Here is a 23,767-nt window from a genome sequence, read left to right on the forward strand (position 1 = left end):
GGCCCGCGGCGGGCGCGAAAACCGGTGGCCGACCCGGGCCGGCGCCGCGCAGGCTGTCCCCATGCACGACACCGCAGGCCCGGCAGGGACCCCTGCCGCCGGCCCCGTCCCGCACCGGCAGATCCGCGCCGCCCACACCGCCGGCACCGTCACCGTCTACCAGGCGTACGCGCCCTCCCTCGGGCTGCCCGCGGCCCGCGACGGCCGCTTCCCGCCGGCCTGGAAGCGCGAGCGGATGACCTGGATCAAGCCGTCGTTCCTGTGGATGATGTACCGCTGCGGCTGGGCGGCCAAGACCGACCAGGAGACCGTCCTCGCCGTCGAGATCACCCGCGAGGGAATCGACGGCGCGCTGCGCCGGGCCTGCCTCTCGCACTACGAGCCCGGCACCCACCCCGACCGCGAGGCATGGCGGGAAGCGCTGCGCGCCTCGCCCGTCCGCGTCCAGTGGGACCCCGAGCGCGACCTGCTCCTGAACCCGCTGCCCCACCGCTCGCTCCAGCTGGGGCTGTCCGGGCCCGCCTCGCGCGCGTACGCCGACGAGTGGACCGTCTCGATCCGCGACGTCACGCCGCTGGCCGCGGAGATCCGGGCGCTCGTACGGGCCGGCGACTTGCCCGCGGCGCGGGCGCTGCTGCCCGTCGAGACGCCGTATCCGGCGGGGCCGCTGGAGCACCTGGGCGCGTAGGGCGACACCCCGCCGAAAAGCGGACTGGCTCATACCGTTCTTGCAGGTCAGAGGCGGTGTGCGCTACCTCGGCCGCTGTTGCACAGCAGTGACAAACGGGCTATTGGAGAGATGATCCACACCGTGTGAAGATCGGTACGTCGCAACGGCGGCCGCCGCAGAGGCAGGCCCGGCCGGGAGCGGCTTCCCGCGCCCCGCCCCGCCCTTCGCACGTCCGCCGCACCTCGGCATGCCCGCCCCCGTCCGATTCCCCGGGAAGATCCGCCATGTCCGCTCGCACCGCCGTCCGCCGCCCCGCCCTCGCCGCGGCCGCCGCCGCACTCGTCGCCGCCGTCGCCGGCACCGCGCTGATGCAGCCGGCCGCGTACGCCGTCCCGGCCGAGAACGGCAAAGCCCTGAAGATCACGCTGGGCGCGCCCGTCCCGAACGCCCCGCTGACCCGCGGCGGCGCGGCGAGCACCTTCGAGCTGACGGTGACCAACCCCTCGGCCAAGGCCGCGTCCTTCCACCCGTGGATCCACGGCCTGCCCGCCGGCCCCAGCCGGCTCCGGGCGCAGGACGTGGCCTTCAAGGTCGAGGCGGTCGACGCCCCGGCAACGGACGCGGCCGTCGGACAGCAGGACGGCGGCTGGCAGGGCCTGTTCCACCCGCAGGGCAAGAAGGTCGGCGACGGCTTCGAGGTGCCCGCGAACGGCAAGCTCAGCTGGAAGGTCACCGTCGGACTCGGCAAGGACTACCCGACCAACAACGGCGACCTCACGCTGGAGGCCTCCTCGTACGCCGGCGAGCTGGCAGCCGGCGGCGACGCCTCCCTTACCTTCACGACGGACCCGGCGATCAAGGCCGGAAAGTTCACCACCACGTTCGACCCGGTCACCGCCTGCGAGGGCAGCACGGGCACCGACTGCCGCGAGCTGAACCTGAAGTACCGCGCCGACGGTGAAGGCACCTTCGACACCGAACTGGCGACGCTGCTGAGGATCGGCGGCCCGAAGCCCGCCGACACCGACGGACTGGAGGTGCGGGCCCGGGTGGACGGCACGTGGCGGCAGTTGAAGGGCGAGAGCGGCAACTTCGAGCTGCCCCGCACCGCCAAGGGCTTCGGCGCGGCCTCCGGTGAGCGCTCCGTCCTCCTCCAGGTCAAGCTCGGCCCCAAGGCGAAGCCGGCGCAGCGCACCGAGTTCGACGTGGCCGCCGAGTTCGGGCACGCCGAGGGCAACCAGGTGCCGTTCGCCTCCGCCGTCACCAAGATCCAGCTGGCGCCGGCCGCCACGGCCTCGCCGTCGCCCTCGCCCTCGCCGACCCCGAAGCCGAGCACGTCCGCGTCCGCCTCCCCATCTCCGAGCCCGTCCACCACCGCGACCGCGACGGCCGTCACCACCACGACGACCACCACGGGTGGCACCTCCGGATCCCTCGCCGCCACCGGCGCCGACTCCCGCACCGGCCTGTTCGCCGCGCTCTCCGCGGCGCTGATCGCCGCCGGCGGGGCCGCGGCCTGGCTCGGCGCCCGCCGCCGCGAGGCCACCCAGTCCTGACCCGCCACCCCACCGACCGCCAACCCACCAACCCAACCCAACCCACCCGACCCGACCCGACCCGACCCGGCTCGACACCCCTGGCCGCACACCCCTGACACCCCGCGGCACCCCGCAGGGCCCGGCACCCGCGCGTGCCGGGCCCTGCGGCGTTCACCGGGCGGCGTACACGATCCGCTGCGGCTCGAACGGCCACACCTCCGCGAGCCACCGGGACACCGCCTCGTACAGCGGCCGGTCCAGCGCGGCCCGGTCGGCCCGCACCCAGGAGCTGACGTGCACCCGGTCCGGGTCCTTCCGGCCCGGATAGACGTAGACGCAGCCGACGACGTCATCGCCGTCCAGGACGCTGTACGTGAACCCGGTCCGGGCCGCGAAGTCCCGTGCGTGCCGCGCCAGATCGGCCAGGTTCCGCTCGGCGGACACGGCCTCCGGCGGCGGCCAGGCGCCGTCCCCGAACCCGGGCGTGGCGCGCACGTGCGCGATGCTCCCGCTCCAGGCCGCGAGGTCCCGCTCGTTGTGCTGCTCGCCGAGCGGCTCCAGCCGGAACCCGTCGCCGACCAGCTCCACCGGCACCTCGAACCCGTCCGGCACGAAGAAATCGTGATCACTCATGCGCCGACCCTAGGCACCACCCCGCCCGGACCCGCCACCGAATTCCAGCACCCCGGGCCGCGCCGCGATGCGGCAGACTGGAGGTTTGGCCGTCCGCAAACGGGGGGTCACTCTGCCGGAAGGACTCACGCCAGGTGAATGGGCCTCTTATCGTCCAAAGTGACAAGACACTCCTGCTTGAGGTCGACCACGAGCTCGCCGGGGCCGCGCGCCGCGCCATCGCCCCGTTCGCCGAACTCGAGCGGGCCCCCGAGCACATCCACACCTACCGGATCACGCCGCTGGGCCTGTGGAACGCGCGGGCCGCCGGGCATGACGCCGAGCAGGTCGTCGACGCGCTCGTCGAGTTCTCCCGCTACCCCGTCCCGCACGCCCTCCTCGTCGACGTCGCCGAGACCATGGCGCGCTACGGCCGCCTCACCCTGTCCAAGCACCCCGTGCACGGGCTGGTGCTCACCACCACCGACCGGCCCGTGCTGGAGGAGATCCTGCGGTCCAAGCGCGTGGCCCCGCTGGTCGGCGCCCGCATCGACCCCGACACCGTCGCCGTGCACCCCTCCGAGCGCGGGCAGATCAAGCAGACGCTGCTCAAGCTCGGCTGGCCCGCCGAGGACCTCGCCGGCTACGTCGACGGCGAGGCGCACCCGATCGAGCTGGAGGAGGACGGCTGGGCGCTGCGCCCCTACCAGCAGCAGGCCGTCGAGGGGTTCTGGCACGGCGGCTCCGGTGTCGTCGTCCTGCCGTGCGGCGCCGGCAAGACGCTGGTCGGTGCGGGGGCGATGGCCAAGGCCAAGGCGACGACGCTGATCCTGGTCACCAACACCGTCTCGGCCCGCCAGTGGAAGCACGAGCTGGTCCGGCGCACCTCGCTCGGCGAGGACGAGATCGGCGAGTACTCCGGCACCCGCAAGGAGATCCGGCCGGTCACCATCGCCACCTACCAGGTCCTGACGACCAAGCGGAAGGGCGTCTACCCGCACCTGGAGCTGTTCGACTCCCGGGACTGGGGCCTGATCCTCTACGACGAGGTGCACCTGCTGCCCGCGCCGGTGTTCAAGTTCACCGCCGACCTCCAGGCCCGCCGCCGGCTCGGCCTGACCGCCACGCTCGTCCGCGAGGACGGCCGCGAGTCGGACGTGTTCTCGCTGATCGGGCCCAAGCGGTTCGACGCCCCGTGGAAGGAGATCGAGGCGCAGGGCTACATCGCCCCCGCCGACTGCGTCGAGGTCCGGGTGAACCTGACCGAATCGGAGCGGCTCGCCTACGCGACCGCCGAGACGGAGGAGAAGTACCGCTTCTGCGCGACGACGGCGACGAAGCGGAAGGTCACCGAGGCGCTGGTGCGCAAGCACCGCGGCGAGCAGACCCTCGTCATCGGGCAGTACATCGACCAGCTCGACGAGCTCGGCGAACACCTCGACGCGCCCGTCATCAAGGGCGAGACCTCCAACGCGCAGCGGGAGAAGCTGTTCGACGCGTTCCGCGAGGGCGAGATCAGCGTCCTGGTGGTGTCGAAGGTCGCGAACTTCTCCATCGACCTGCCCGAGGCGACCGTCGCCATCCAGGTGTCGGGAACGTTCGGCTCCCGGCAGGAGGAGGCACAGCGCCTCGGCCGGGTGCTGCGGCCGAAGGCGGACGGGCACGAGGCCCGCTTCTACTCGGTCGTGGCACGCGACACGATCGACCAGGACTTCGCCGCGCACCGGCAGCGCTTCCTGGCCGAGCAGGGCTACGCCTACCGCATCATGGACGCCGACGACCTGCTGACGGAGGGCTGACCCGCCCCTCGCCCGGGCACACCGGCCGCCGGCCGGGCGCGTGGTCCCGCCCTGCCCGCGCCGGCATCGGGCACGCGCCCGGACCGCCGAGCGACCCGCCCCGCCGGGGCGGCCGCCGCTACCGGGCCGGCTGCCCCCACCGCTGGCCGCGGCAGGTGGGCCGGGACACCCCGGCGCTCCCGACCGGCCCGGTCAGGCCGACTCCCGCCGGCCCGGCCCCGCCGAGCGGCCGGGAGCCACCCTGCCGGGGCGCGCCCTGGCGGGGCATGCCGGCGCGGGGCATGCCGGCGACGGGCAGGCCGGCGCGGGCTGCGCAGGCCAGGGCCGGGACGGCCCACACCCACAGCTGCGGCCAGTACGGCAGCAGGTCCGGGCCGGCCGCGGCGAGACGGGCCCAGAACGCAGCGGACTCCGCGGGCAGGACGAGCAGCCCGAGCAGCGCCGTCCCGGCGAAGGCCGCGAGCGCGGTCAGCCCGGCCCTGACCCGCCCGGTCAGCAGCAGGTACGGGACGAACACCGCCGGCGCCAGGGTGATCCCGGCGGCGGTGCCGACGCCGAAGCCCTTGCCGAGCGCGCCGCCCGGCCGGCCGAGGTCCCACAGGACCAGGCAGGCCAGCGCCAGGTTGACCTGGCCGGGCAGCAGGCTCTGGAACAGGGGCTCCACCCACAGCCCGGCGGTCGTCGCGGCGAGCACGCCGGCCGGCCCGGGCCGCAGTCCTGCGAGGCGGCACGACAGCAGCACGAGCAGGGCGAGCAGGCCCGCGTTGCCGAGGACGAGGACGGCCTTGAGGATGCCGGTCGGCAGCCAGGCCGCCGGGGTGAACATGATCGCGGCGAACGGTGGATAGGCGGCGGGCGGGCGCCACTCGGCGGCGGACGGTCCGTCGGCGAGACCGGCGACGAGCACGTCCGCGGCGGGGACCCGCAGCAGGACGCACAGGACGCCGAGGGCGAGGAGCGAAGCCGTGACCAGCACGCCGGCCAGGGGTGCCGGCGCGGGGCGGGAAGGGGCGCGGGGGGTCACGCGCGTGACCCTAGTGGATCAACGCGGGAGGCCCGCCGGAATCCGGCCGTCGGCGACGCCCGGGCAGGCAAGCCGGGGAGGCGGGGCAGACCGCCGGAAGGCGGGGGCGGGGGGCCGCCGGGGTCAGCGGCGGGCCACGCCCGCGTCCTCGGCGAACTCGCCCATGACGACGACGCTCACCGCAGCGGCGGCGAACACCTTCACGGCGCGCAGCGCGTTGCCTATGAGGTGGCGGTGGGGGCCGGAAGTGGCTGCGGTGGCGCCGCTCGGGCGGCCCCCGTGGACCGGGGAGAAGGTTGCGGTGCTCATGTCTCCATGGTGCGTTCCCCAGGGCCGGGCGCGCATCGCTCCCGGGTCTGAACCGCACGGGCTGCGGCCTCCTCCTGACGTCCCATGCCGGACCGCGGCCCCCACCCGCAGGTCTGACACTCCGAGGTAGGGGACCCGTACGGGGGAGCGCCCCGCCGGCCCGCCCGGACGGAGAATTCCGTTCGCGCGGGTGCGGGGCGCTGACTACAATCGCCGCTTCCGCCGCCTCCCGCAGCCCCGCCGGGGAGAGCGCCCGCCGCACGGAAACCGGCGGGCACCCTGCGTCGCACGCCGACGCATCCGAACCCCAGACGAGCAGCTGGAGGCCCTGCCGTGCCCGCGCACGCCCCCGAGTCCGCCGCCCCCGCCACCGACGCCGCCGACGCGCCCGACGCGCCCGAGGTGCCCGACGCGCCCGAGGTGCCCGACGCGCCCGACGCGCCCGACGCCGTGAACCCCCTGGCCCGCGAACAGGCGCACCTCGCCGCCTCCCGCGCCGCCCTGCGCGCCATGCGCGCCGACGTGGAGGCCCTCGACATCCGCGACGTCACCGCGAACTGGGTCAACGCACTCGTCCTCCAGGCGCAGATCGACGACCGCATCAAGGCGCTCGCCGACCTCGCGCACACCCCGCTCTTCTTCGGCCGCCTCGACTACCTGCACGCGCCCGGCGCGGACCTGGCCGAGGGCGGGGAGGGCGAGCAGTTCTACATCGGCCGCCGCCACGTCCACGACACCGAGGGCGACCCCATGGTGATCGACTGGCGCGCGCCGGTCTCCCAGCCGTTCTACCGGGCGTCCAAGGCCGACCCGCAGGACGTCGCCCTGCGCCGCCGCTTCGGCTACACGGGCGGCGAGCTGACCGCGTACGAGGACGAGCACCTGTCGGACCCGGCCGAGGCGGCGACCGTCAGCCGCCTGCTCCAGCAGGAGATCGAGCGGCCCCGCGTCGGGCCGATGCGCGACATCGTCGCCACGATCCAGCCGGAGCAGGACAGGCTGGTCCGCTCCGGGCTGGCGGGATCCGTGTGCGTCCAGGGCGGGCCGGGCACCGGCAAGACCGCCGTCGGCCTGCACCGCGTCGCCTACCTGCTGTACGCGCACCGGGAGCGGCTCGCCCGCACCGGCACCCTCGTCGTCGGCCCGAACCGCTCCTTCCTGCAGTACATCGAGCAGGTCCTGCCGGCGCTCGGCGAGCTGGAGGTCAGGCAGGCCACCGTCGACGACCTGGTGGCCCGCGACGGCCTGGAGGTGCGCGGCGCCGACGCGGCGGCGACGGCCGTCGTCAAGGGCGACGCCCGGATGGCCGAGGTGCTGCGGCGGGCGGTCCGCTCGCACGTGTCCGAGCCGGCCGAGCCGCTGGTCGTCGTCCGCGGCTCGCGCCGGTGGCGGGTGCCGGCGTACGAACTCCAGGAGATCGTCTCCGAGCTCCTCGCCCGGGACATGCGCTACGGGGCCGCCCGCGACGCGCTGCCGCAGCGGATCGCGCACACGGTGCTCGTGCGGATGGAGCAGGCGGGCGAGGCGCCCGACGACCGCGTCCAGGACGCGGTGGCCCGCAATCCGGCGGTGAAGGCGGCCGTCAAGGCGGTCTGGCCGGCGGTCGACCCGGCGAAGCTGGTGCTGCGGCTGCTGTCCGACGCCGGGTTCCTCGCCGCGCACGCGGACGGGCTCCTCACCGCGGACGAGCAGCGGCTGCTGCTGTGGGAGAAGCCGCCGCGCAGCGTCCGGTCGGCGAAATGGTCTCCGGCGGACCTGGTACTGATCGACGAGGCAGCCGACCTGGTGGAGCGGACCCCGTCGCTCGGCCACGTCGTCCTCGACGAGGCGCAGGACCTGTCGCCCATGCAGTACCGGGCGGTCGGCCGGCGCTGCACGACGGGCTCGGCGACCGTCCTGGGCGACCTGGCGCAGGGCACCACGCCGTGGGCGACCCGCGGCTGGGCGGAGGCGCTGGCCCACCTGGGCAAGCCGGACGCGCAGGTGGAGGAGCTGACGGCGGGCTTCCGCGTGCCGCGGGAGGTCATCGCGTACGCGTCGCGGCTGCTGCCGTCGATCTCGCCGGGGCTGGCGCCGGTCTCGTCGGTGCGCGAGACGCCCGGCTCGCTGGTGGTGGCGCAGGCCGGCGACCCGGAGCGGCAGACGGCCGAGGTGCTGGCCGCCTGCCGCGCGTCGCTGGAACGGGAGGGTTCGATCGGCCTGATCGCGGCCGACGCCCGGATCCCCGAGCTGGCGGAGGCGCTGGCGGCGGCCGGGATGGAGTGGCTGTCCCCGGGCCAGGAGACGACGGCGCAGTCACGGCTGACGCTCGTCCCGGCGTCGCTGGCGAAGGGCCTGGAGTACGACTACGTCGTACTGGACGAGCCGGCCGCGGTGGTCGCGGGCGAGCCCGACGAGCGGACGGGCCTGCGCCGCCTGTACGTCTGCCTCACCCGGGCCGTGTCGGGCCTGACCGCTGTCCACTCCCTGCCCCTGCCGGCCGCGCTGGACGGCTGATCCCCGCGGCGGCTCCCCAGCCGGCCGCCGCGGCGGACGCCTTACGCCAGGGCCGTGCGCCAGGCCTCGACGGCGGCCGGGGAGACGGGTCCGCCCCAGCCGTCCGGCCGGGCCGCGCCGCCGATGTGGAAGGCGTCGACCCCGGCCGCGCGCAGTCCCTCCAGATGCTCCAGGCGCAGGCCGCCGCCGACCATCAGCCGGGCCCCGTACCCCGGCTCGCCGCTGCGCCCGGCCTCTGCGGCGAGGACCGCCAGGCCGTCGTCGACGCCGTCCGCGGATCCCGCGGTCAGGTACGTGTCCAGCCCGGCCACGTCCGCGAGCGCCTTCCGCGCCTGCTCCCGGTCGGCGGCCCGGTCGATCGCCCGGTGGAACGTCCACGGGCAGCCGTCCAGCTCGGCGACGACCGCCTCGACGGCGGCGAGGTCGGGGCTGCCGTCCGGGCTCAGGAACCCGAGGACGAACTCCCCCGCCCCTTCGGCGCGCAGCGCCCGCGCCTGCGCGCCGAGACGCTCCAGGTCCTCCGCGGAGCCGGCGGAGAAGCCGTCGGCGGACCGGAGCATCACGCGCAGGGGGATGTCGACGGCGGCCCTGATCCGCGCGAACGTCTCGCGCGCGGGGGTGAGCCCGTCGGCGGCGATGTCGCTGACCAGTTCCAGCCGGTCCGCCCCACCGGCCTGGGCCGCGACCGCGTCCTCCGCGTCGAGGGCGATCACCTCCAGGACTGCACGGTTGCTCATTGGGCCCACTCCTCGGGAAAACTGTTGATGGGAAAAATAGGTCTAGTCCAATATCAAGGGTACGGGGCGCCCCCACCCATCACCAGCACCTTCACGCCACCGCCCACAATGTCCGCATGGACTCAGACACGGCACCGGATGCCGCACCGGACACCGCGCAGGGCACGGCACCGGGCACGGCACAGCACCCCGCGCCGGACGCGGCCGCCGCCCGACTCCGCTCCCGCTGGCTCGCCACCGCCGCAGCCGCCGGCGCCCCCGCGGACCGCGACCCCGGCCCCTACGCCGACCGCCTCCTCGCCGCCTGGGCGGAGCCCCAGCGGCGCTACCACACCACCGCCCACCTGGCCGACGTCCTCGCCCGGATCGACGTACTCGCCGCGCACGCCGCCGACCGGGCCGCCGTCGAGCTCGCCGCCTGGTTCCACGACGCCGTCTACCGGCCCGACCGATCCGAGAACGAGGAGCGCAGCGCCGCCCTCGCCGAACGCGCCCTCCGCGAACTCGGCATCCCCGAGGACCGCACCGCCGAGGCGGCCCGCCTGGTCCGGCTCACCACCACCCACGACCCCGCTCCCGGCGACACCAACGGCGAGGTCCTCTGCGACGCCGACCTGGCCGTCCTCGCCGGCGCCCCCGACGCCTACGCCGCGTACGCCGCCGCCGTGCGCGCCGAGTACGGCTTCGTCCCCGACGGCGCCTTCCGCACCGGCCGCGCCGCCGTCCTGCGGCAGCTGCTCGACCTGCCCCGCCTCTTCCGCACCCCGTACGGGGCCGCGCGCTGGGAGGCACCGGCCCGCCGCAACCTCGCCGCCGAGCTGGCGTCGCTGACCGGGCAGGCCTAACAGGCCGAACAGGCCGGGCCCACCGGCTGACCGCCCGCGGGCCCGGGAATGCGATCACGCCCGCTCCGGTTCGTGAAAGGCATGCCCGAAGCCCAGCGAGACACCCGCCCCACCGCTCCGACCCCCGCCCCGCCCGCCGCCGACGCGCCCGCCCCCACCCGGATGCCCGTCGCCGTCCACGTCCTCGGACTCGCCGTCTTCGCCCTCGGCACCAGCGAGTTCATGCTCTCCGGACTGCTGCCGCCCGTAGCCGAGGACATGGGCGTCAGCATCCCGCAGGCCGGCCTGCTGATCTCCGCCTTCGCCATCGGCATGGTCGTCGGCGCGCCGCTGCTCGCGGTGGCCACGCTCCGCCTGCCGCGCCGCACCACCCTCATCGCGCTCATCAGCGTCTTCGGGCTGGGCCAGGTCGCGGGCGCGCTCGCGCCCTCGTACGCGCTGCTGTTCGCCTCCCGCATCGTCTCCGCGCTCGCCTGCGCCGGGTTCTGGGCCGTCGGCGCGGCCGTGGCCATCGCGATGGTCCGGCAGGACCAGCGGGCCCGCGCCATGGCCGTCATGATCGGCGGCCTGTCCGTCGCCAACGTCCTCGGCGTGCCCGCAGGCGCCTTCCTCGGCGAGCACCTCGGCTGGCGCTCCGCCTTCTGGGCGGTCGGCGCCGCCTCCGCGGTCGCCCTCGCCGGCATCCTCGCCCTCGTCCCCCGCATCCCGCTCCCCGCCGAGCGGCCCGTCCTGCGGCGGGAGCTGGGGATCTACCGCGACCGCCAGGTGTGGCTGTCCGTCGGCGTCACCGCGCTCGCCGCAGGCGGCGTCTTCTGCGCCTTCAGCTACCTCTCGCCGCTGCTCACCGACGTGGCCGGACTGGACTCGGCATGGGTGCCGTGGGTGCTCGGCCTGTTCGGTCTGGGGGCGCTCGCCGGCACCGCCGTCGGCGGCCGCTTCGCCGACGCCCACCTCTTCGGGATCATGCTGTGGGGCATCACCGCCAGCACCGCGCTCCTGGTCGCGCTGGCCCTGCTCGCGTCCTCGGCCGCGGCAGCCGTGGCGCTGTCCTTCCTGATCGGCTTCTCGACGTTCCTGACCGCCCCCGCCCTCAACGCCCGCATGTTCAACGTGGCCGGCGCCGCCCCGACCCTGGCCGGCGCCACCACGACCGCCGCGTTCAACCTCGGCAACACGGGCGGCCCCTGGCTCGGCGGCACCGTCATCGACGCCGGGCTGGGCTTCACCGCCACCGCGTGGGCGGGCGCGGCGATGACCGTCACCGCGATCGCCCTCGGCCTGACCGCCCTCCGCCTGGACCGCCGCTCCCGCCGCGCCCGTACGACGCGCATCGTCGCCTCGTCCGCCGGCGCTGCCGCCGGGACCCGCTCCCCGGACCGGCCGACGGCGGACTGCACCTGACCCGCGGCCGCTACGGGTACCGGAACCCCTGGGAGCGGCCGGTCACCGTCGGGTTGGTCGGGCTCGGCGCGGGTTCGCCCTTGGGGGTGACGTACATGTGGACTTCGTACCACCCCGGCGCCAGCGCGATCCCGACCTGCTCCTGCACTTCGGTCCCCGTCACCACCCGCAGCGTCCTCTGCGTCATGGCGCCGGCGGGGAACAGGTGCCGGGGGTCGTCCTTCCGGGTCAGCCACAGGTAGACGGTCGCCTCGGTCGGCTTCGCCGCCCCGAGAGAGGCCACCATGGTGACCCGGCCGCCGTCGAGGACGTAGCAGGGGCTCGCCACGACCCCCGGCACGGTGGCGATGGGCTGCGTCGACGCACACCCCCGCTTCGGCGCACCGGCCGCCTGCACCGACGGGGTCGGCGCGGCGGAGGGCGACGGCCCGGCCGGCTGAGCCGCCGGGCTGCCGGACGGCGACGGGCTCGGCGAGGCAGAGGGGGACGGCGAGGCCGACGGGGACGCCGCCCCCGGATGCGCGTCCCCACGGGTCGCCGCCGTCCGGTCCGGGCCGTCCTGCCCGCGCGACATCACGCCGTACACCGTCCCGCCCGCGGCAACCGCCACCACGGTCGCGACCGCGACCCCGACCAGCACGCGGCCCCCCTGCCGGCGGGGGGCGCGCGTCTCCGGCGCGCTCGCGGCAGTCGGCGCGGGCCCGCCCGGCGGCCGCAGCGCAACCACCTTGCCGCGCCCTCCGGGGGCGAGGAGCTCCATCGTCACCGGGGTCTGCAGGGCGCTGCCGTCGGGGCCGGACCCGTCGAAGTGCTCCTCCAGGTGCGTGGAAAGCGCCGCGAGGTCCGGGGCAAGGCCCGGGGAATGCTCTTCCAGCCAGTTCATGGCCGCGTCCGAGAAGGCGCCCGTGCTGCGGGCCGCGTCCTGCAACGCCGCCTGTCCGGTAGCGGCGGCGAGGAGCAGGAACTGGTCGACAGCCTGTCTCGGACCGGCGGGGAAGGCCGCGACCGCGGGCCCGGACGGGCCGCTGTTGGACTCCCGGAAGGTGGCGCAGGCGTCGACGAGGAAGACCTGCTGCGGGAACTGCACCACATCGGGCCGGGTCAGGTACTCGCGTAGTTGGTGCAGGTCGATGCACCGCTGGTCGGCGTCATGCGCGTCCGGGCAGAACAGCAGCCGCCGGTCGCCGTGGTCGAGCACTCCGTGTCCGCCCCAGTACACGTACAGCAGGTCGCCCTCGGGTGCCTCTGACCGCGGTCGGAAGCCGTCCATGATGTGGTCGCGGGAGACGACGAACCGCACGTCGATGCCCAGCGCGTGGGCCTCCGCGTTGAACGCGGCCTGCGCCGCGGGAACGGGCGCCAGCATCAGGGTGATGTTCTCCGCGGGCACTCCCCGCCGGCGCAGCCAGCGCGCGAACCGCATCGCGTCGGCGGCGGCGCCCGGAAGGTCCCAGTCTCGATTGGGAACCCGCCCGAAGTGCTCGATGCCGACGACGACGGCGTGCACCCGCGCCGGTTCGGCGGCGCTCAGCTCAGCCATGTGCCGACTTCGTCCCACAGCTGGGGGTTGGACCAGTACGACGTGTGGGCCCGAATCAGGGGCTGTCGGTTGTCGACCCGCCGGTCGACCGCCCGGCCGGGAAACACCTTCGCCGCCTGGTAGGACAGCGGGTCGCGCTCGTCGTAGACGTTCAGCCACTTCCCCGGGAAGTGCTCGGGCAGCGTCTGCGGGTGCTCCAGCGAGACCAGCGCCCCGATCTCGTAGAAGTACGGGGCCTGCGAACCGACGGTGATCAACTGGTCGACCCGGTCGACCGCATCCAGGACCATCAGGTCGACACACGCCACCCCGCCGAGGCTGTGGGCGATCACGGTGACCGCGTCCCCGGGTGTGTTCTCGATCGTCCGCTTGATCTGGTCCCGGATGCCCTGGCCCCGGGCCTGATAGCGCAGGATGTCGCCGATGAAGGGCAGGCCCACGTCGCCCCACGCGCCCCGCCGGCTTCGCAGCAGCCGGTCGGCCGCCAGCATGCCCACCTGCGCTGCCCGCCCCTTCAGGGACCGGCCCTCGGACCGGAGGTCGGCGCCGAGCGTGGCCAGCAGGGAGTCGCGCACCGAACCGGACAGCTCGACGCCCCGCTCGGACGCGCACGCCCACGTGAAGGCGACGACCGCGCGGGCGACGGCGCGGCGGTGCTCGAACCCGTTGGCGTCGACGGTGGCCGCGGCGTCACGCAGCTCCGGGGCACGGACCACCGCGCGCAAGGCCTCGGCGAGGTCCTCCGCCACACCCCGCTCCTCGAACGAGGCGAGCACCTCCGGGGCCGGCACGTAGCCGGTGATCTGTTCGAGAAAGCGTCGGGAGGGCGGCACGCCCCGGCTCATCCCGGACACCGCGGGCGGTTGCAGGCCGAGCAGCCGGAGCTCGTACCAGGGGTCCGCGTACAGGACATCCCAGACGGCGATCTCACCGTCGTCCTCCCGCGTGCCGCCGCGCGACCGCCGGTAGCCGGGGACGGAGTCGCCGCCGAGCGCCATGGCCGCGCCCTGCTCGCGGCCCCAGAAGCAGCCGCGGACCTCCAGGCCGGGCCGGATCCGGTCGAGACCGTCCCGGACGGCGGCCAGGCTCGCGGTGTACGAGGCCTCCCGCACTCCCGTTCCGTGTACGAACAGCACTGACCGATCCACGATCCCCCTCAGGCGGCGCGACGGGACGAACAGGCGGTCATCCTAATGCAGCAACTACCGCACTTTTTAGGCCATGTGACGACGCGTCATGTCGCCACGGGAGGGTGCGGGGCGGGCCCCGGGCGGCCCGGTCACGCCGACGGCCGGCGCTTCGGCCGGCGCAGGCCTGCCGCGGTCAGCCGGCGCACCAGCTCCTTGCTGCCGACCTCCACCGCGCCCGCCGCGACCGCGTCCGCGTACCGGAACTCCGGCAGGTCGTAGTGGTCGCCGTCGAACGCCTTCGGCGGACACCCGATCGACGCGGCGAAGGCGTGCAGCTCCTCGTACGAGACGTCGCTGACCAGGTGCGACCACATGCGGCCGTGGCCCGGCCAGGTCGGCGGGTCGATGTAGAGCGTCACCGGCGGCTCACAGGCCGGCGCCGAAGACCGGGCCGAGCGCGCCCACGGAGGCGACCTTCACCCCCGCCTTCGCACACACCCAGTGCGGGTCCGGGCCCAACTCCGGTTCGACGTCGAGCGCGTGCGGGTCGCCGTGCGAGCAGACCGGGCACAGCGGCCAGCGCCCGTACTTCTCCAGCAGGGCGTCCTGGACGTCCTGCGCGACGAGCCCCGCGAGGTAGTCGACCCCCTCCGGCCACTGCTCCACCCACCACCGGCGGTGCGTGACGGAGTCCTCGACGAGGGAGACGACGTCCGCGTCGGCGACCTGCCCCGCGACGAGGTCGGCGATGACGAGCGCGCGGGCTGCGTGCAGCGCCTGCTCCAGGGGTGTGGCGTGGTCCATGGGGCCATTGTGGACCCGTACGGGCCCTGCGGCGAAGGCCTGCCGTCCTGCATTCCGCAGGTCACGCGCCCCGGAACCGCCGGGGAGCCTTATGGCGTATTGACCCGGTTCGGGTCCCGAACCTAGCTTTCCGGCATGCGCGAGGACGCGGAGGGAGCCCTCAGCCTTGCCCGCCCCGACGGCGACCGCGGCCCGGCGGCGCCGCCCCGCACGCCCTCCGCACCGGCCGCGCGCAGGCCCCCTCCGGACACCCCCCACGCCGCACACCGCACACGGCCCCTGCCGCTGCCCGCCGTCGTCACCGCCCGCCGTCGTGGCCGCCCGCGCCGTGGCCGCCCGCCCGCCGCCCACCGTCAGGAGCCCCGCACGTGACCGCCGACGCCGCGCTGCGCGCCCAGCTCGACACCCTCACCACCGAGGCCTTCCGGCCCGACCTCGCCGAGATCGACCGGCTCGACACCCTCGCCCTCGCCCGCCTCATGAACGCCGAGGACGCCGGCGTCCCCGCCGCCGTCGCCGCCGAGCTGCCCGCCATCGCCGCCGCCGTCGACGCGATCGCCGCCCGCATGGCCCGCGGCGGCCGCCTCGTCTACGCGGGCGCCGGCACCGCCGGCCGGATGGGCGTCCTCGACGCCAGCGAGTGCCCGCCCACGTTCAGCACCGGCCCCGGGCAGGTCGTCGGCCTGATCGCGGGCGGACCCTCCGCCATGGTGGAGGCCGTCGAGGGCGCCGAGGACTCCCCCGAGCTGGCCGCCGCCGACCTCGCCGCCCTGCAGCTCACCGCCGAGGACAGCGTCGTCGGGATCTCCGCCTCCGGCCGCACCCCGTACGCGCTCGGCGCCGTCGCGTACGCCCGCGCGCGCGGCGCGCTCACCGTCGGCCTGTCCTGCAACGCCGACTCCGCGCTCGCCGCGGCCGCCGAGCACGGCATCGAGGTCGTCGTCGGCCCGGAACTGCTCACCGGGTCCACCCGCCTGAAGGCCGGCACCGCGCAGAAGCTCGTCCTCAACCTCATCTCGACGATCACGATGATCCGGCTGGGCAAGACGTACGGGAACCTGATGGTCGACCTGCGGGCCTCCAACGAGAAGCTGCGCGCACGCTCCCGCCGCATCGTCGCCCTCGCCACCGGCGCCGGCGACGAAGAGGTCGAGGGCGCGCTGGCCGCCGCGGGCGGCGAGGTGAAGGCCGCGATCCTCGTCCTCCTCGCCGGCGTCGACGGCCCGACCGCCTCCGCCCTGCTCGCCGCCTCGCACGGCCACCTCCGCGCGGCCCTCGCCCGTGCAGCGGCACCCGGCGCCCCCGACCCGACGGCCGGCACCGCCGCGCCCGCCCCCTGACCGGCCACTCTCCCCCCAACCCGCCCCCGACACAAGGCGATCACCCCATGCCCTCAGACAAGCACCGCGACACGGCCGCCGCGATCCTCCCCCTGGTCGGCGGCCCGGACAACGTCACCTCGATCGCGCACTGCATGACGCGGCTGCGCATCGGGCTGCGCGACCGCTCGCTCGTCGACGACGCCGCGCTGCGGGAGCTGCCGGGCGTGCTGGGCCTCGTCGAGGACGACACGTACCAGATCGTCCTCGGGCCCGGCGCCGTCGCACGCGTCACCCCCGCGTTCGAGGCCCTCGTCGCCGCCGCCCGCCAGGACTCCCCCGCCGCACCGGCCGCGGCCCCCGCCGCCCCCGTCACCGCCGACGGGCTCGCCGCCCGCGGCGCCGCCCTGCGCGCCGACCGCAAGGCCCGCAACGCCACCCCCGTCAAGCTGGCGCTGCGCCGCATCGCGAACATCTTCGTCCCGCTCATCCCCGCCCTCATCGGCTGCGGCATCATCGCCGGCCTGAACGGCCTCCTCGCCAACGCGGGCCTGCTGCCCACCCTCGTCCCCGCGCTCGCCGCCATCGCCTCCGGCTTCCTGTCCCTCATCGCCGTGTTCGTCGGCTACAACACCGCCAAGGAGTTCGGCGGCACCCCCGTCCTCGGCGGGGCGGTCGCCGCGATCATCGTCTTCCCGGGCGTGGCGAAGATCGACGCCTTCGGCCAGCACCTCACCCCCGGCCAGGGCGGCGTCCTCGGCGCGCTCGCCGCCGCGCTGCTCGCCGTCTGCGTGGAGAAGTGGTGCCGCACCTGGGTGCCCGAGGCCCTCGACAACCTCGTCACCCCGACCGTCACCGTCCTGACGGCCGGCCTCGCCACCCTCTTCGGCCTGATGTTCCTCGCCGGCGAGATCGCCGCCGCCATCGGAGCGTTCGCCGGCTGGCTCCTGCACGCCGGCGGCGCCCTCGCCGGGCTCGTCCTCGGCGGCCTCTTCCTGCCGCTCGTCATGCTCGGCCTGCACCAGGCCCTCATCCCCATCCACACCACCCTCATCGAGCAGAGCGGCTACACGGTCCTGCTGCCGATCCTCGCCATGGCCGGCGCCGGACAGGTGGGCGCCGCACTCGCCGTCTACTGCCGGCTGCCCCGCAACCGCTCCCTGCGCACCGTCATCAAGTCCGCGCTCCCCGCCGGCTTCCTCGGCGTCGGCGAGCCCCTCATCTACGGGGTGTCCCTGCCGCTCGGCCGGCCCTTCGTCACCGCCTGCGCGGGCGGCGCCGCGGGCGGCGCGTTCGTCGGCCTGTTCAACCAGCTGGGCAGCGTCTTCGGCTCGACCGCCATCGGCCCGTCCGGGTGGGCGCTGTTCCCGCTGCTGGACGGGCACTCCGGCATGGGCACGACCGCCGCGATCTACGCGGGCGGGCTCGCCGTCGGCTACCTCGTGGGCTTCGCCGCCACCTGGTTCTTCGGCTTCACCGACCGCATGCTGGCGGACCTGAACACCGACGGGGGAAAGGATCCGGCCACCGCCCCACCGGCCAACACGCCCGCTATGGCGTAAATGTGGATCCGGAGGCCAGACTTCCCGCATGCAGCTCCCCCCCGAAGCCGTTGCAGCCGCCGCCGTCGTCGAGGTCGTCCGTCTCCCCGCCCGCCCCGAACGCTACGGCCGGCCCATGTCCGGTCCCGTGGTCAGCCGGTGGACCGGCCGGCAGGCCGCCGACTCCCTCGACCTGATCTCGTCCATGCCGCCCGGGGAAGCCCGCCTGTGCTTCGCCCCCGGCTGGGGCCTGCGCGCCTTCGGCGCCGACCAGGGCCTCCTCTTCGAGCTGGTCTTCTGCTTCAGCTGCCACCACCGCTGGCTGTGGGGCCCGGCCGTGCCGGAGGAGCTCGCCTTCGACACCATCTCCGGCAACACCGCCGAGGCCGACGCGCTGCTCGCACACTTCCGCGAGGCCGCCTGACGGACCGTACGGGCGCCCCGTACGGCCGCCTGCGACAGCGGCGGCCGCGAGGAGGGACCGGGAGGAGGGGCCGGGAGGAGGGACCGCGCCCAGCCGACCGGAGCGGGCGGTACGAACGCACCGCGCCGGCTGCCCGAACGGCCCGGCCCCGGCGACCGCCCGTACGGCCGGACCGGCCGACCGACCGGCAGAAACCGGCCAATCCCGCCACCGGGCACACCTCGCCACCGCGCCGAGCAGCCGCCCGCGGCGCGAAGCACCCGGCCCACCGGATCGCGGGCCGGCGTGAACCGGGAAAGCCGGACCGGAGTCGGCTCCCTCTGATCGCGTTCACCAGTTCGGGCGAATGAAGCGCTGTTCGCGTCGGCGTGCCGTCATGCGCCAACAGCGTATTCAGCATCCGCACCCGAACGGAGCCGCGCATGACGCTTCAGTCGATCCGCCGGTGGACTCACGGGGCACCATGGTGTCGAGGAGGCAACGCCATGACCCCCAGCTTTGCCGAGCACCCGCAGATGTCGGTCGAGGAGTTCGAGCAGATCGCTCGTGCGGCACCCGAGACGGTGACCCTTGAGTTCATTCAGGGAAAGCTTGAGGTCAAGCCCGTGCCCGACGGCGACCACGACGAGATCATCATGTGGGTGCTCCGGCAGTGCATGCAGCAACGGCCGGAACTCGCGCTCTACCCGGAGCGCGGACTGCAGGTCGAGAAGTACCGTGCCGGACGGGCTCGGGTGGACGGGGCGCTGGCACCCGTCGGAGCCTTTGCCGGGGCCGGGGAGTGGGCCGATACGGCGCACGTGCTCATGGTGCTGGAGGTGACCTCGCACGACAAGGACACCGAGGCGCTGAAGGACTTCGTGCGCTGAGCGGCGGCGGTCCGGCCCGTTGCCCCGCCGCTCCCGGCGGTCCCGGCGGGGCGGCGGGCCGGGCGGGTCAGAGGCCGGACGCGAAGAGCAGCTCGTTCGGGCTGCCCGTGCTGACGCGGGTCAGGACGCCCTTCGTCGCGTTCTGCTTCAGGTAGGTGTAGATCTGCGCCGGCGTCTCCGTCGGGTGGGCCTGCCGGTGCAGCACGGCGATCCCCGCGACGTGCGGCGACGCCATCGACGTGCCGTTCAGGGCGACCGTGCCGCCGCCGAGGCGCGCCGACACCACGTCCTGCCCGGGCGCGTACAGGTTCACGCACGGCCCGTAGTTCGAGAAGTCCGTCTCCTGGTCGTACGCGTTGGACGCGCCGACCGTCAGGACGCGGGCCGCCGACGCCGGCGACACGTTGCACGCGTCGCGCGCCTCGTTCCCGGCCGCGACGACCGGCAGGACGCCGGCATCCGACAGCGCCGTCGCGGCCGCGTTGACGGTGGTCGAGCGGTCGCCCCCGAGGGAGGCGTTCGCGACGGCCGGCTGGCGGGCGTTCTTCGCGACCCAGTCGAAGCCCGCGATGATCCCCGACCAGGCGCCCCGCCCGTCGCAGCCCAGCACCCGCACCGACACCAGGTTCGCCTTCGTCGCCACCCCGTACGTCTTCCCGGCGACCGTGCCCGCGACGTGCGTGCCGTGCCCGTTGCAGTCCAGGCCCTGCCGGCCGTCGCCCATCGCGTCGAAGCCGAACACGGCGCGACCGCCGAACTCGGTGTGCTGGTAGTCGATGCCGGAGTCGATGATGTACGCCGTCACCCCGGCGCCGCTGCCCGTCGGCGTGTACGTACCGTCGAGCGGCAGGCTCCGCTGGTCGATCCGGTCCAGGCCCCACGCCGCGGCCGGGGCCCGCAGCGCCGGACCCGCCGCCGGCTGAAGCGGCGCCGACACCTCCGCGTCCTCCTCCACCGACTTCACGCCCGGCGCCAGGCGGACCGCGGCCAGCTGGCTCGTCGTCATCGCCACCGCGAAGCCGTTCACGGCCTTGCTGTACACGAAGGACGGCTTCAGCTTGAGCTGCTCGGCCAGCTTCGCCCCGTCCACCCCCGCGTCGAGGGTGACGATGTACTTGCCGGGGATCGCGTTCTCCGCGGTCAGCAGCGGGACCGGCGTCGGCTCCGGGGTGCTCGCGGACGCCGGGCCGGCGAGGGCGGCGGGGGCCAGGGTGAGGGCGAGGGCGGTCGCCAGACCGGTGAGCAGGCGCTTGCGCATGGGGGACTCCATGAGGGGGCGGGGATCGGCATGACGGAGCCGCGCCCCGTCGGCGCCGGGAACACCTCCGGGGTGCGGCACCCCCTTCATCGGGCCGCGGCGCGCGACGGCTTGAGCAGCACAGCCCGGATGGCCGAGAAGCGGCCGCACGGCCCCGTCCGGTACGGGGACGGCGCCGCGCACCGGCGCTCCGCGGGCGGAAGCCGTCACCCTCCCGGGGCGGCCGCGGCACGGAAGTCCACCCGTACGGGCCTACGGCCGGGCGGCGGGGCGCACCGGCGCAGACCGGCAGTGCTCCCGCCGGGGCCGCGCCACGCCCTGTATGTCGTTGACCGGCACCGGCCTGCGTGATGGCCTCACCGCATGCGCAACCAGCCGAGGTGGACCCTGCCCGCGGCCGTCGCCGCCGCCGCGCTCGCCGCCACCGCCGCAGCCGCCCTGCCCGCCCACGCCCAATCCGCCGGAACCCCTGCCGGCGACGGCCCCGCCACCGCACAGGCCGCCCCGGCGGCCCCGGCCGCGGCGCCGGCCGACTGGCCGACGTACCTGATCACCGTCCGCCGCGGCCTCGACCCCGGCACCGTCGCCCGCGCCTACGGCATCACCCCGGTGCACGTGTACCGGCACGCTCTGAACGGCTTCGCCGCACCGCTCTCCCCCGCGCAGGTCACGGCCCTCCAGGAGACGCCGCTGGTCGAATCCGTCGAGGAGGACGGGTCGGCCTCCGGCGCCGGCGCGACCGCCTGACCTTGACCGGGGGAAGGCCGCGGTCTCCCACGTCAGCGAGAACGGCGCGGGCAGCTTCACCGGCTCCCCGAACGCGAACCGGGCAGCGCTCCCGCAGGCGCCGCTGCGCGGTCCGGTGAACAGGGTGACCGTCGGCCCGTGCCCGTCGAACCGGTCGATGAGCAGGTACACCGGAACGGGGGCGTGCGCGTACGCCCGGAGTCTCCCGCCACGAGGGAAAAAGCCGTTGCCGGGGCACGGCGGTGCGTGCCTACCGTGGCGCCGTGGCCACACAGATGATCGTCCTCAACGGGGGCTCCAGCTCCGGCAAGTCCGGGATCGCCCGCTGCCTCCAGGCCGTGCTGCCCGAGCCGTGGCTCGCCATCGGCGTCGACACCCTGATCGAGACCATGCCGGCGGCGATGCAGTCCTCCGACGCGGGGCTCGGCATCGGCGCCGACGGCGCCGTCAGCACCGGGCCGGCGTTCGCCGCGCTGGAGGCGGCCTGGCGGGCCGGCGTCGCCGAGATGGCCCGGGCCGGCGCCCGGATCATCGTCGACGACGTCTTCCTCGGCGGCGCGGAGTCCCGCAGGCGGTGGGAGGCCGTCCTCGGCGGGCTGGACGTCCTGTGGGTCGGCGTGCGCTGCACCGCCGAGGTGGCCGCGGGCCGCGAGACCGCCCGCGGCGACCGCGCCCCGGGTATGGCAGCCCTCCAGGCCGAGGCCGTCCATCGGGGCATGGCCTACGACCTGGAGGTCGACACGACGCACACCGAGTCCCTGGACTGCGCCCGCGCCATTGCCGCCCGCGTCGCCCGCTGACCGGCCGGGGCCGCCGGGCCGCCGGGCCGGCCGGGGTTGCGTCCGCGGACCCGGTCTCAGCCGCGGGCCGCCGCGACGAACGCCCTGATCAGGTCCGGGGACTTCACGCCCCGCTCGCTCTCGACGCCGCTGGAGACGTCCACGCCCCACGCGCCGGTCGTCTCCACGGCCTCCCGTACGTTCGCCGGATCCAGGCCGCCGGCCAGCACCCACTGCCCGCGCGGGGCCGTGAACTCCTGCGCGGCCCAGTTCCACGGCTTGCCGGAGCCCGGGTCGGGGGCGTCGATCAGCAGCAGGTCCTCCCCGTACTCCCCGCACCGCTCCACCCGCAGGGCGGTGGCCCGCAGCAGGGTGCGGCCCTGCGCGCGCAGCGCGCCGTAGAACTCGGGGCCCTCGTCGCCGTGCAGCTGCACGCCCCGTACGCCGCTCTCCTCCGCGAGGCGGCGGACCTCCTCGACGGGCTGCCCGCGGAACACGCCCACGGTCAGGACCCCGGCGGGCACGCGCTCGGCGAGCTCCCGGGCCTCCGCGGCGCCGATGGTGCGGGGGCTGCCCGGGGCGAAGACGAACCCGACGGCGTCGGCGCCCGCGGCCACGGCCACGTCGACGTCGCGGGCGGTCTTCAGACCGCAGATCTTCACGAAGAGGTCGCTCATGCCCCCAGTGAAACAAATCCGCGTGACGCGGTCCGGGCGGTCTTGAAGACTGGACGCATGACCGACGCGACGCACACCCTCACCACCGGCGGCCCCGACTCCGGCCTCGACGAACGGCTCGGAAAGGAGCTGGACGCCTTCAACAGGGAGGCCTCCGGAAGCACCCCCGAGGAGTTCAGCGTGCGCGTGGACGACGCCGAGGGGAACCTCGTCGCGGGCCTCAGCGGCTGGACCTGGGGCGACCGGGCGGGCATCGCGATGGTGTGGGTGCGCGAGGACAGCCGGCGCGACGGCTGGGGCGGCAGGCTCCTCGCCGCGGCGGAGGCACAGGCCGCGGCCCGCGGCTGCCGCTCGATCATGGTGTCCTCGTTCACCTTCCAGGCCCCGGAGTTCTACGCCCGCCACGGCTACGAGGAGAGCGCCCGCGTCCCCGGCTTCCCCGGCGGCCACGAGGACGTCTACTTCCTGAAGCCCCTCCCTGCCGCCTGAGCAGACCCCGCACCGCCCGGAGCGCCGCCCCCAGGGGTGGCGATCCGCCCGTATCCGGGCATGGCGGCAGTTCCGCCCCTAGCCTGGAACGTGCCCGCCTCAGGGCACGGCTACCCCGATCCAGGGAGGACGACGGTGACGATCATGATCGAGCGTGACACCACGATAGAGACCGCATCGCCGCCGACGTTCGAGCGCCTTCTGCGAACCGTCGAGGAAATGCACACGCCAGACGGCTTCAAGGCCGAGCTCATCCGGGGGAAGATCATCGTGTCACCGTGGTCCAAGCTGCGCTACGTGCGGCCCATGCGCGCCTTGCGCCGACAGCTGGAGGCACACGCGCCGGACGGGCACCTCGTCGAGACCACACCGGTTCTCTTCCGGTTCCCGGAAGCCGCACGGGCGTACGGACCCGATCTCTTCGTGGCCGACGAGGCCGCCTTCGAGGAGGACGGCCGCCACGCCGACGCCGCCGCCCTCTCCCTGGTCGCGGAGTTCACCTCCGTCTCGACCAGGGATGCGGACTGGGTGGAAAAGCTGGAGGTGTACGGCCGCCTGGTGCCCGTCTACCTGGTCGTCGACATGCAGGAGTCGGAGATCACCTGCTTCTCCGACCCCTCGCCGCACGGCTACCGCTCCCGGCAGACGGTGCCCTTCGGGAAGCCCCTGGCCGTCGCGGAGCCCTTCGGCTTCGAGTTCGACACGGCCGCATTCCAGTCCACGTCCTGAAACGCGCCGAGGGCGGCACCCCCTCCGGAT

The 23,767-nt window shown here is 75.0% G+C and carries 23 protein-coding genes and 1 pseudogene; 14 read left to right on the top strand and 10 right to left on the bottom strand.

All coding sequences use genetic code 11. The features are described from left to right. Positions 1–61 precede the first annotated feature (61 nt). Both C0216_RS28700 and C0216_RS28705 read left to right on the top strand, forming a co-directional pair. Positions 62–688 carry a DUF4291 domain-containing protein gene (locus C0216_RS28700; RefSeq protein WP_114058045.1) on the top strand — a complete coding sequence of 209 codons (627 nt, stop codon included), beginning with the start codon at positions 62–64 and terminating at the stop codon, positions 686–688. Between the two features lie 266 nt (positions 689–954). Next, the gene (locus tag C0216_RS28705) at positions 955–2,226 is read left to right on the top strand and encodes a hypothetical protein (RefSeq protein ID WP_114058046.1); all 1,272 of its coding nucleotides are present in this window, start codon (positions 955–957) and stop codon (positions 2,224–2,226) included. 153 nt (positions 2,227–2,379) lie between these two features. Here the strand turns inward: C0216_RS28705 and C0216_RS28710 are convergent, their stop codons facing one another. Beyond that, positions 2,380–2,841, bottom strand: coding sequence for an N-acetyltransferase (locus C0216_RS28710; protein WP_114058047.1), 462 nt, complete (start codon positions 2,839–2,841; stop codon positions 2,380–2,382). 134 nt (positions 2,842–2,975) lie between these two features. Between C0216_RS28710 and C0216_RS28715 the strand changes: the two genes are divergently transcribed. Further along, positions 2,976–4,619, top strand: a complete 1,644-nt coding sequence (locus C0216_RS28715; protein ID WP_114058048.1) for a DNA repair helicase XPB — start codon at positions 2,976–2,978, stop codon at positions 4,617–4,619. A gap of 118 nt (positions 4,620–4,737) precedes the next feature. Here the strand turns inward: C0216_RS28715 and C0216_RS28720 are convergent, their stop codons facing one another. Further along, complete coding sequence (locus C0216_RS28720) at positions 4,738–5,643, bottom strand: glycosyltransferase 87 family protein (protein WP_114058049.1); 906 nt, start codon at positions 5,641–5,643, stop codon at positions 4,738–4,740. Between the two features lie 123 nt (positions 5,644–5,766). Further along, positions 5,767–5,952, bottom strand: a complete 186-nt coding sequence (locus C0216_RS28725; protein WP_114058050.1) for a hypothetical protein — start codon at positions 5,950–5,952, stop codon at positions 5,767–5,769. Between the two features lie 510 nt (positions 5,953–6,462). On the opposite strand from C0216_RS28725, the gene C0216_RS28735 reads away from it, so the two are divergent. Continuing rightward, positions 6,463–8,448: a HelD family protein gene (locus tag C0216_RS28735; RefSeq protein WP_114058051.1), complete on the top strand. Its 1,986-nt coding sequence runs from the start codon at positions 6,463–6,465 to the stop codon at positions 8,446–8,448. Between the two features lie 41 nt (positions 8,449–8,489). Here C0216_RS28735 and C0216_RS28740 read toward each other — a convergent pair whose 3' ends face one another. Beyond that, positions 8,490–9,185, bottom strand: a complete 696-nt coding sequence (locus C0216_RS28740; protein WP_114058052.1) for a copper homeostasis protein CutC — start codon at positions 9,183–9,185, stop codon at positions 8,490–8,492. 116 nt (positions 9,186–9,301) lie between these two features. Between C0216_RS28740 and C0216_RS28745 the strand changes: the two genes are divergently transcribed. After that, a complete protein-coding gene (locus tag C0216_RS28745; RefSeq protein ID WP_114058053.1) occupies positions 9,302–10,030 on the top strand; it encodes an HD domain-containing protein in 729 nt (242 codons plus the stop codon). Between the two features lie 162 nt (positions 10,031–10,192). Beyond that, positions 10,193–11,431, top strand: a complete 1,239-nt coding sequence (locus C0216_RS28750) for a Cmx/CmrA family chloramphenicol efflux MFS transporter (RefSeq protein ID WP_114059000.1) — start codon at positions 10,193–10,195, stop codon at positions 11,429–11,431. 10 nt (positions 11,432–11,441) lie between these two features. On the opposite strand, the gene C0216_RS28755 is transcribed toward C0216_RS28750, so the two are convergent. The 4 genes from C0216_RS28755 to C0216_RS28770 all read right to left on the bottom strand — a co-directional run bounded on the left by C0216_RS28755 (position 11,442) and on the right by C0216_RS28770 (position 14,905). Further along, positions 11,442–12,971, bottom strand: coding sequence for a caspase family protein (locus tag C0216_RS28755; protein ID WP_114058054.1), 1,530 nt, complete (start codon positions 12,969–12,971; stop codon positions 11,442–11,444). Next, positions 12,959–14,107 carry a hypothetical protein gene (locus C0216_RS28760; protein WP_162793309.1) on the bottom strand — a complete coding sequence of 383 codons (1,149 nt, stop codon included), beginning with the start codon at positions 14,105–14,107 and terminating at the stop codon, positions 12,959–12,961. The genes C0216_RS28755 and C0216_RS28760 overlap by 13 nt, the downstream gene beginning before the upstream one ends. Before the next feature lie 143 nt (positions 14,108–14,250). Beyond that, complete coding sequence (locus tag C0216_RS28765; RefSeq protein ID WP_114058056.1) at positions 14,251–14,520, bottom strand: DUF4031 domain-containing protein; 270 nt, start codon at positions 14,518–14,520, stop codon at positions 14,251–14,253. Between the two features lie 7 nt (positions 14,521–14,527). Next, a complete protein-coding gene (locus tag C0216_RS28770; RefSeq protein ID WP_114058057.1) occupies positions 14,528–14,905 on the bottom strand; it encodes a hypothetical protein in 378 nt (125 codons plus the stop codon). 368 nt (positions 14,906–15,273) lie between these two features. Between C0216_RS28770 and murQ the strand changes: the two genes are divergently transcribed. From murQ to C0216_RS28790, 4 genes and pseudogenes are all read left to right on the top strand, one after another. Next, positions 15,274–16,245, top strand: a complete 972-nt coding sequence (gene murQ / locus C0216_RS28775; RefSeq protein ID WP_114058058.1) for an N-acetylmuramic acid 6-phosphate etherase — start codon at positions 15,274–15,276, stop codon at positions 16,243–16,245. Positions 16,246–16,292: 47 nt separating this feature from the next. Continuing rightward, positions 16,293–17,786, top strand: coding sequence for a PTS transporter subunit EIIC (locus C0216_RS28780; protein WP_114058059.1), 1,494 nt, complete (start codon positions 16,293–16,295; stop codon positions 17,784–17,786). Positions 17,787–17,814: 28 nt separating this feature from the next. Then, on the top strand, positions 17,815–18,189 hold the full coding sequence (locus C0216_RS28785) for a hypothetical protein (protein ID WP_246042728.1): 375 nt from the start codon (positions 17,815–17,817) through the stop codon (positions 18,187–18,189). A gap of 485 nt (positions 18,190–18,674) precedes the next feature. Continuing rightward, positions 18,675–19,034 (top strand): annotated as a pseudogene (locus C0216_RS28790) (Uma2 family endonuclease); the annotation flags it as partial. 91 nt (positions 19,035–19,125) lie between these two features. On the opposite strand, the gene C0216_RS28795 reads toward C0216_RS28790, so the two are convergent. Continuing rightward, complete coding sequence (locus C0216_RS28795) at positions 19,126–20,316, bottom strand: S8 family peptidase (protein WP_174250481.1); 1,191 nt, start codon at positions 20,314–20,316, stop codon at positions 19,126–19,128. A gap of 363 nt (positions 20,317–20,679) precedes the next feature. On the opposite strand from C0216_RS28795, the gene C0216_RS28800 reads away from it, so the two are divergent. Together C0216_RS28800 and cpt are read left to right on the top strand one after the other, a co-directional pair. After that, positions 20,680–21,063, top strand: coding sequence for a protease inhibitor I9 family protein (locus C0216_RS28800; protein ID WP_114058062.1), 384 nt, complete (start codon positions 20,680–20,682; stop codon positions 21,061–21,063). Between the two features lie 263 nt (positions 21,064–21,326). Then, complete coding sequence (gene cpt / locus C0216_RS28810) at positions 21,327–21,863, top strand: chloramphenicol phosphotransferase CPT (protein ID WP_162793310.1); 537 nt, start codon at positions 21,327–21,329, stop codon at positions 21,861–21,863. A 56-nt stretch (positions 21,864–21,919) separates the two neighbouring features. Here the strand turns inward: cpt and C0216_RS28815 are convergent, their stop codons facing one another. Next, on the bottom strand, positions 21,920–22,519 hold the full coding sequence (locus C0216_RS28815; protein ID WP_114058063.1) for a phosphoribosylanthranilate isomerase: 600 nt from the start codon (positions 22,517–22,519) through the stop codon (positions 21,920–21,922). A 57-nt stretch (positions 22,520–22,576) separates the two neighbouring features. Here C0216_RS28815 and C0216_RS28820 point away from each other — a divergent pair, with 57 nt between their 5' ends. After that, positions 22,577–23,008, top strand: coding sequence for a GNAT family N-acetyltransferase (locus C0216_RS28820; protein ID WP_114058064.1), 432 nt, complete (start codon positions 22,577–22,579; stop codon positions 23,006–23,008). Between the two features lie 219 nt (positions 23,009–23,227). Beyond that, positions 23,228–23,737, top strand: a complete 510-nt coding sequence (locus tag C0216_RS28825; RefSeq protein WP_246042729.1) for a Uma2 family endonuclease — start codon at positions 23,228–23,230, stop codon at positions 23,735–23,737. Positions 23,738–23,767: the final 30 nt, after the last annotated feature.

The organism is Streptomyces globosus (genome assembly GCF_003325375.1).
GTDB lineage: Bacteria > Actinomycetota > Actinomycetes > Streptomycetales > Streptomycetaceae > Streptomyces > Streptomyces globosus_A.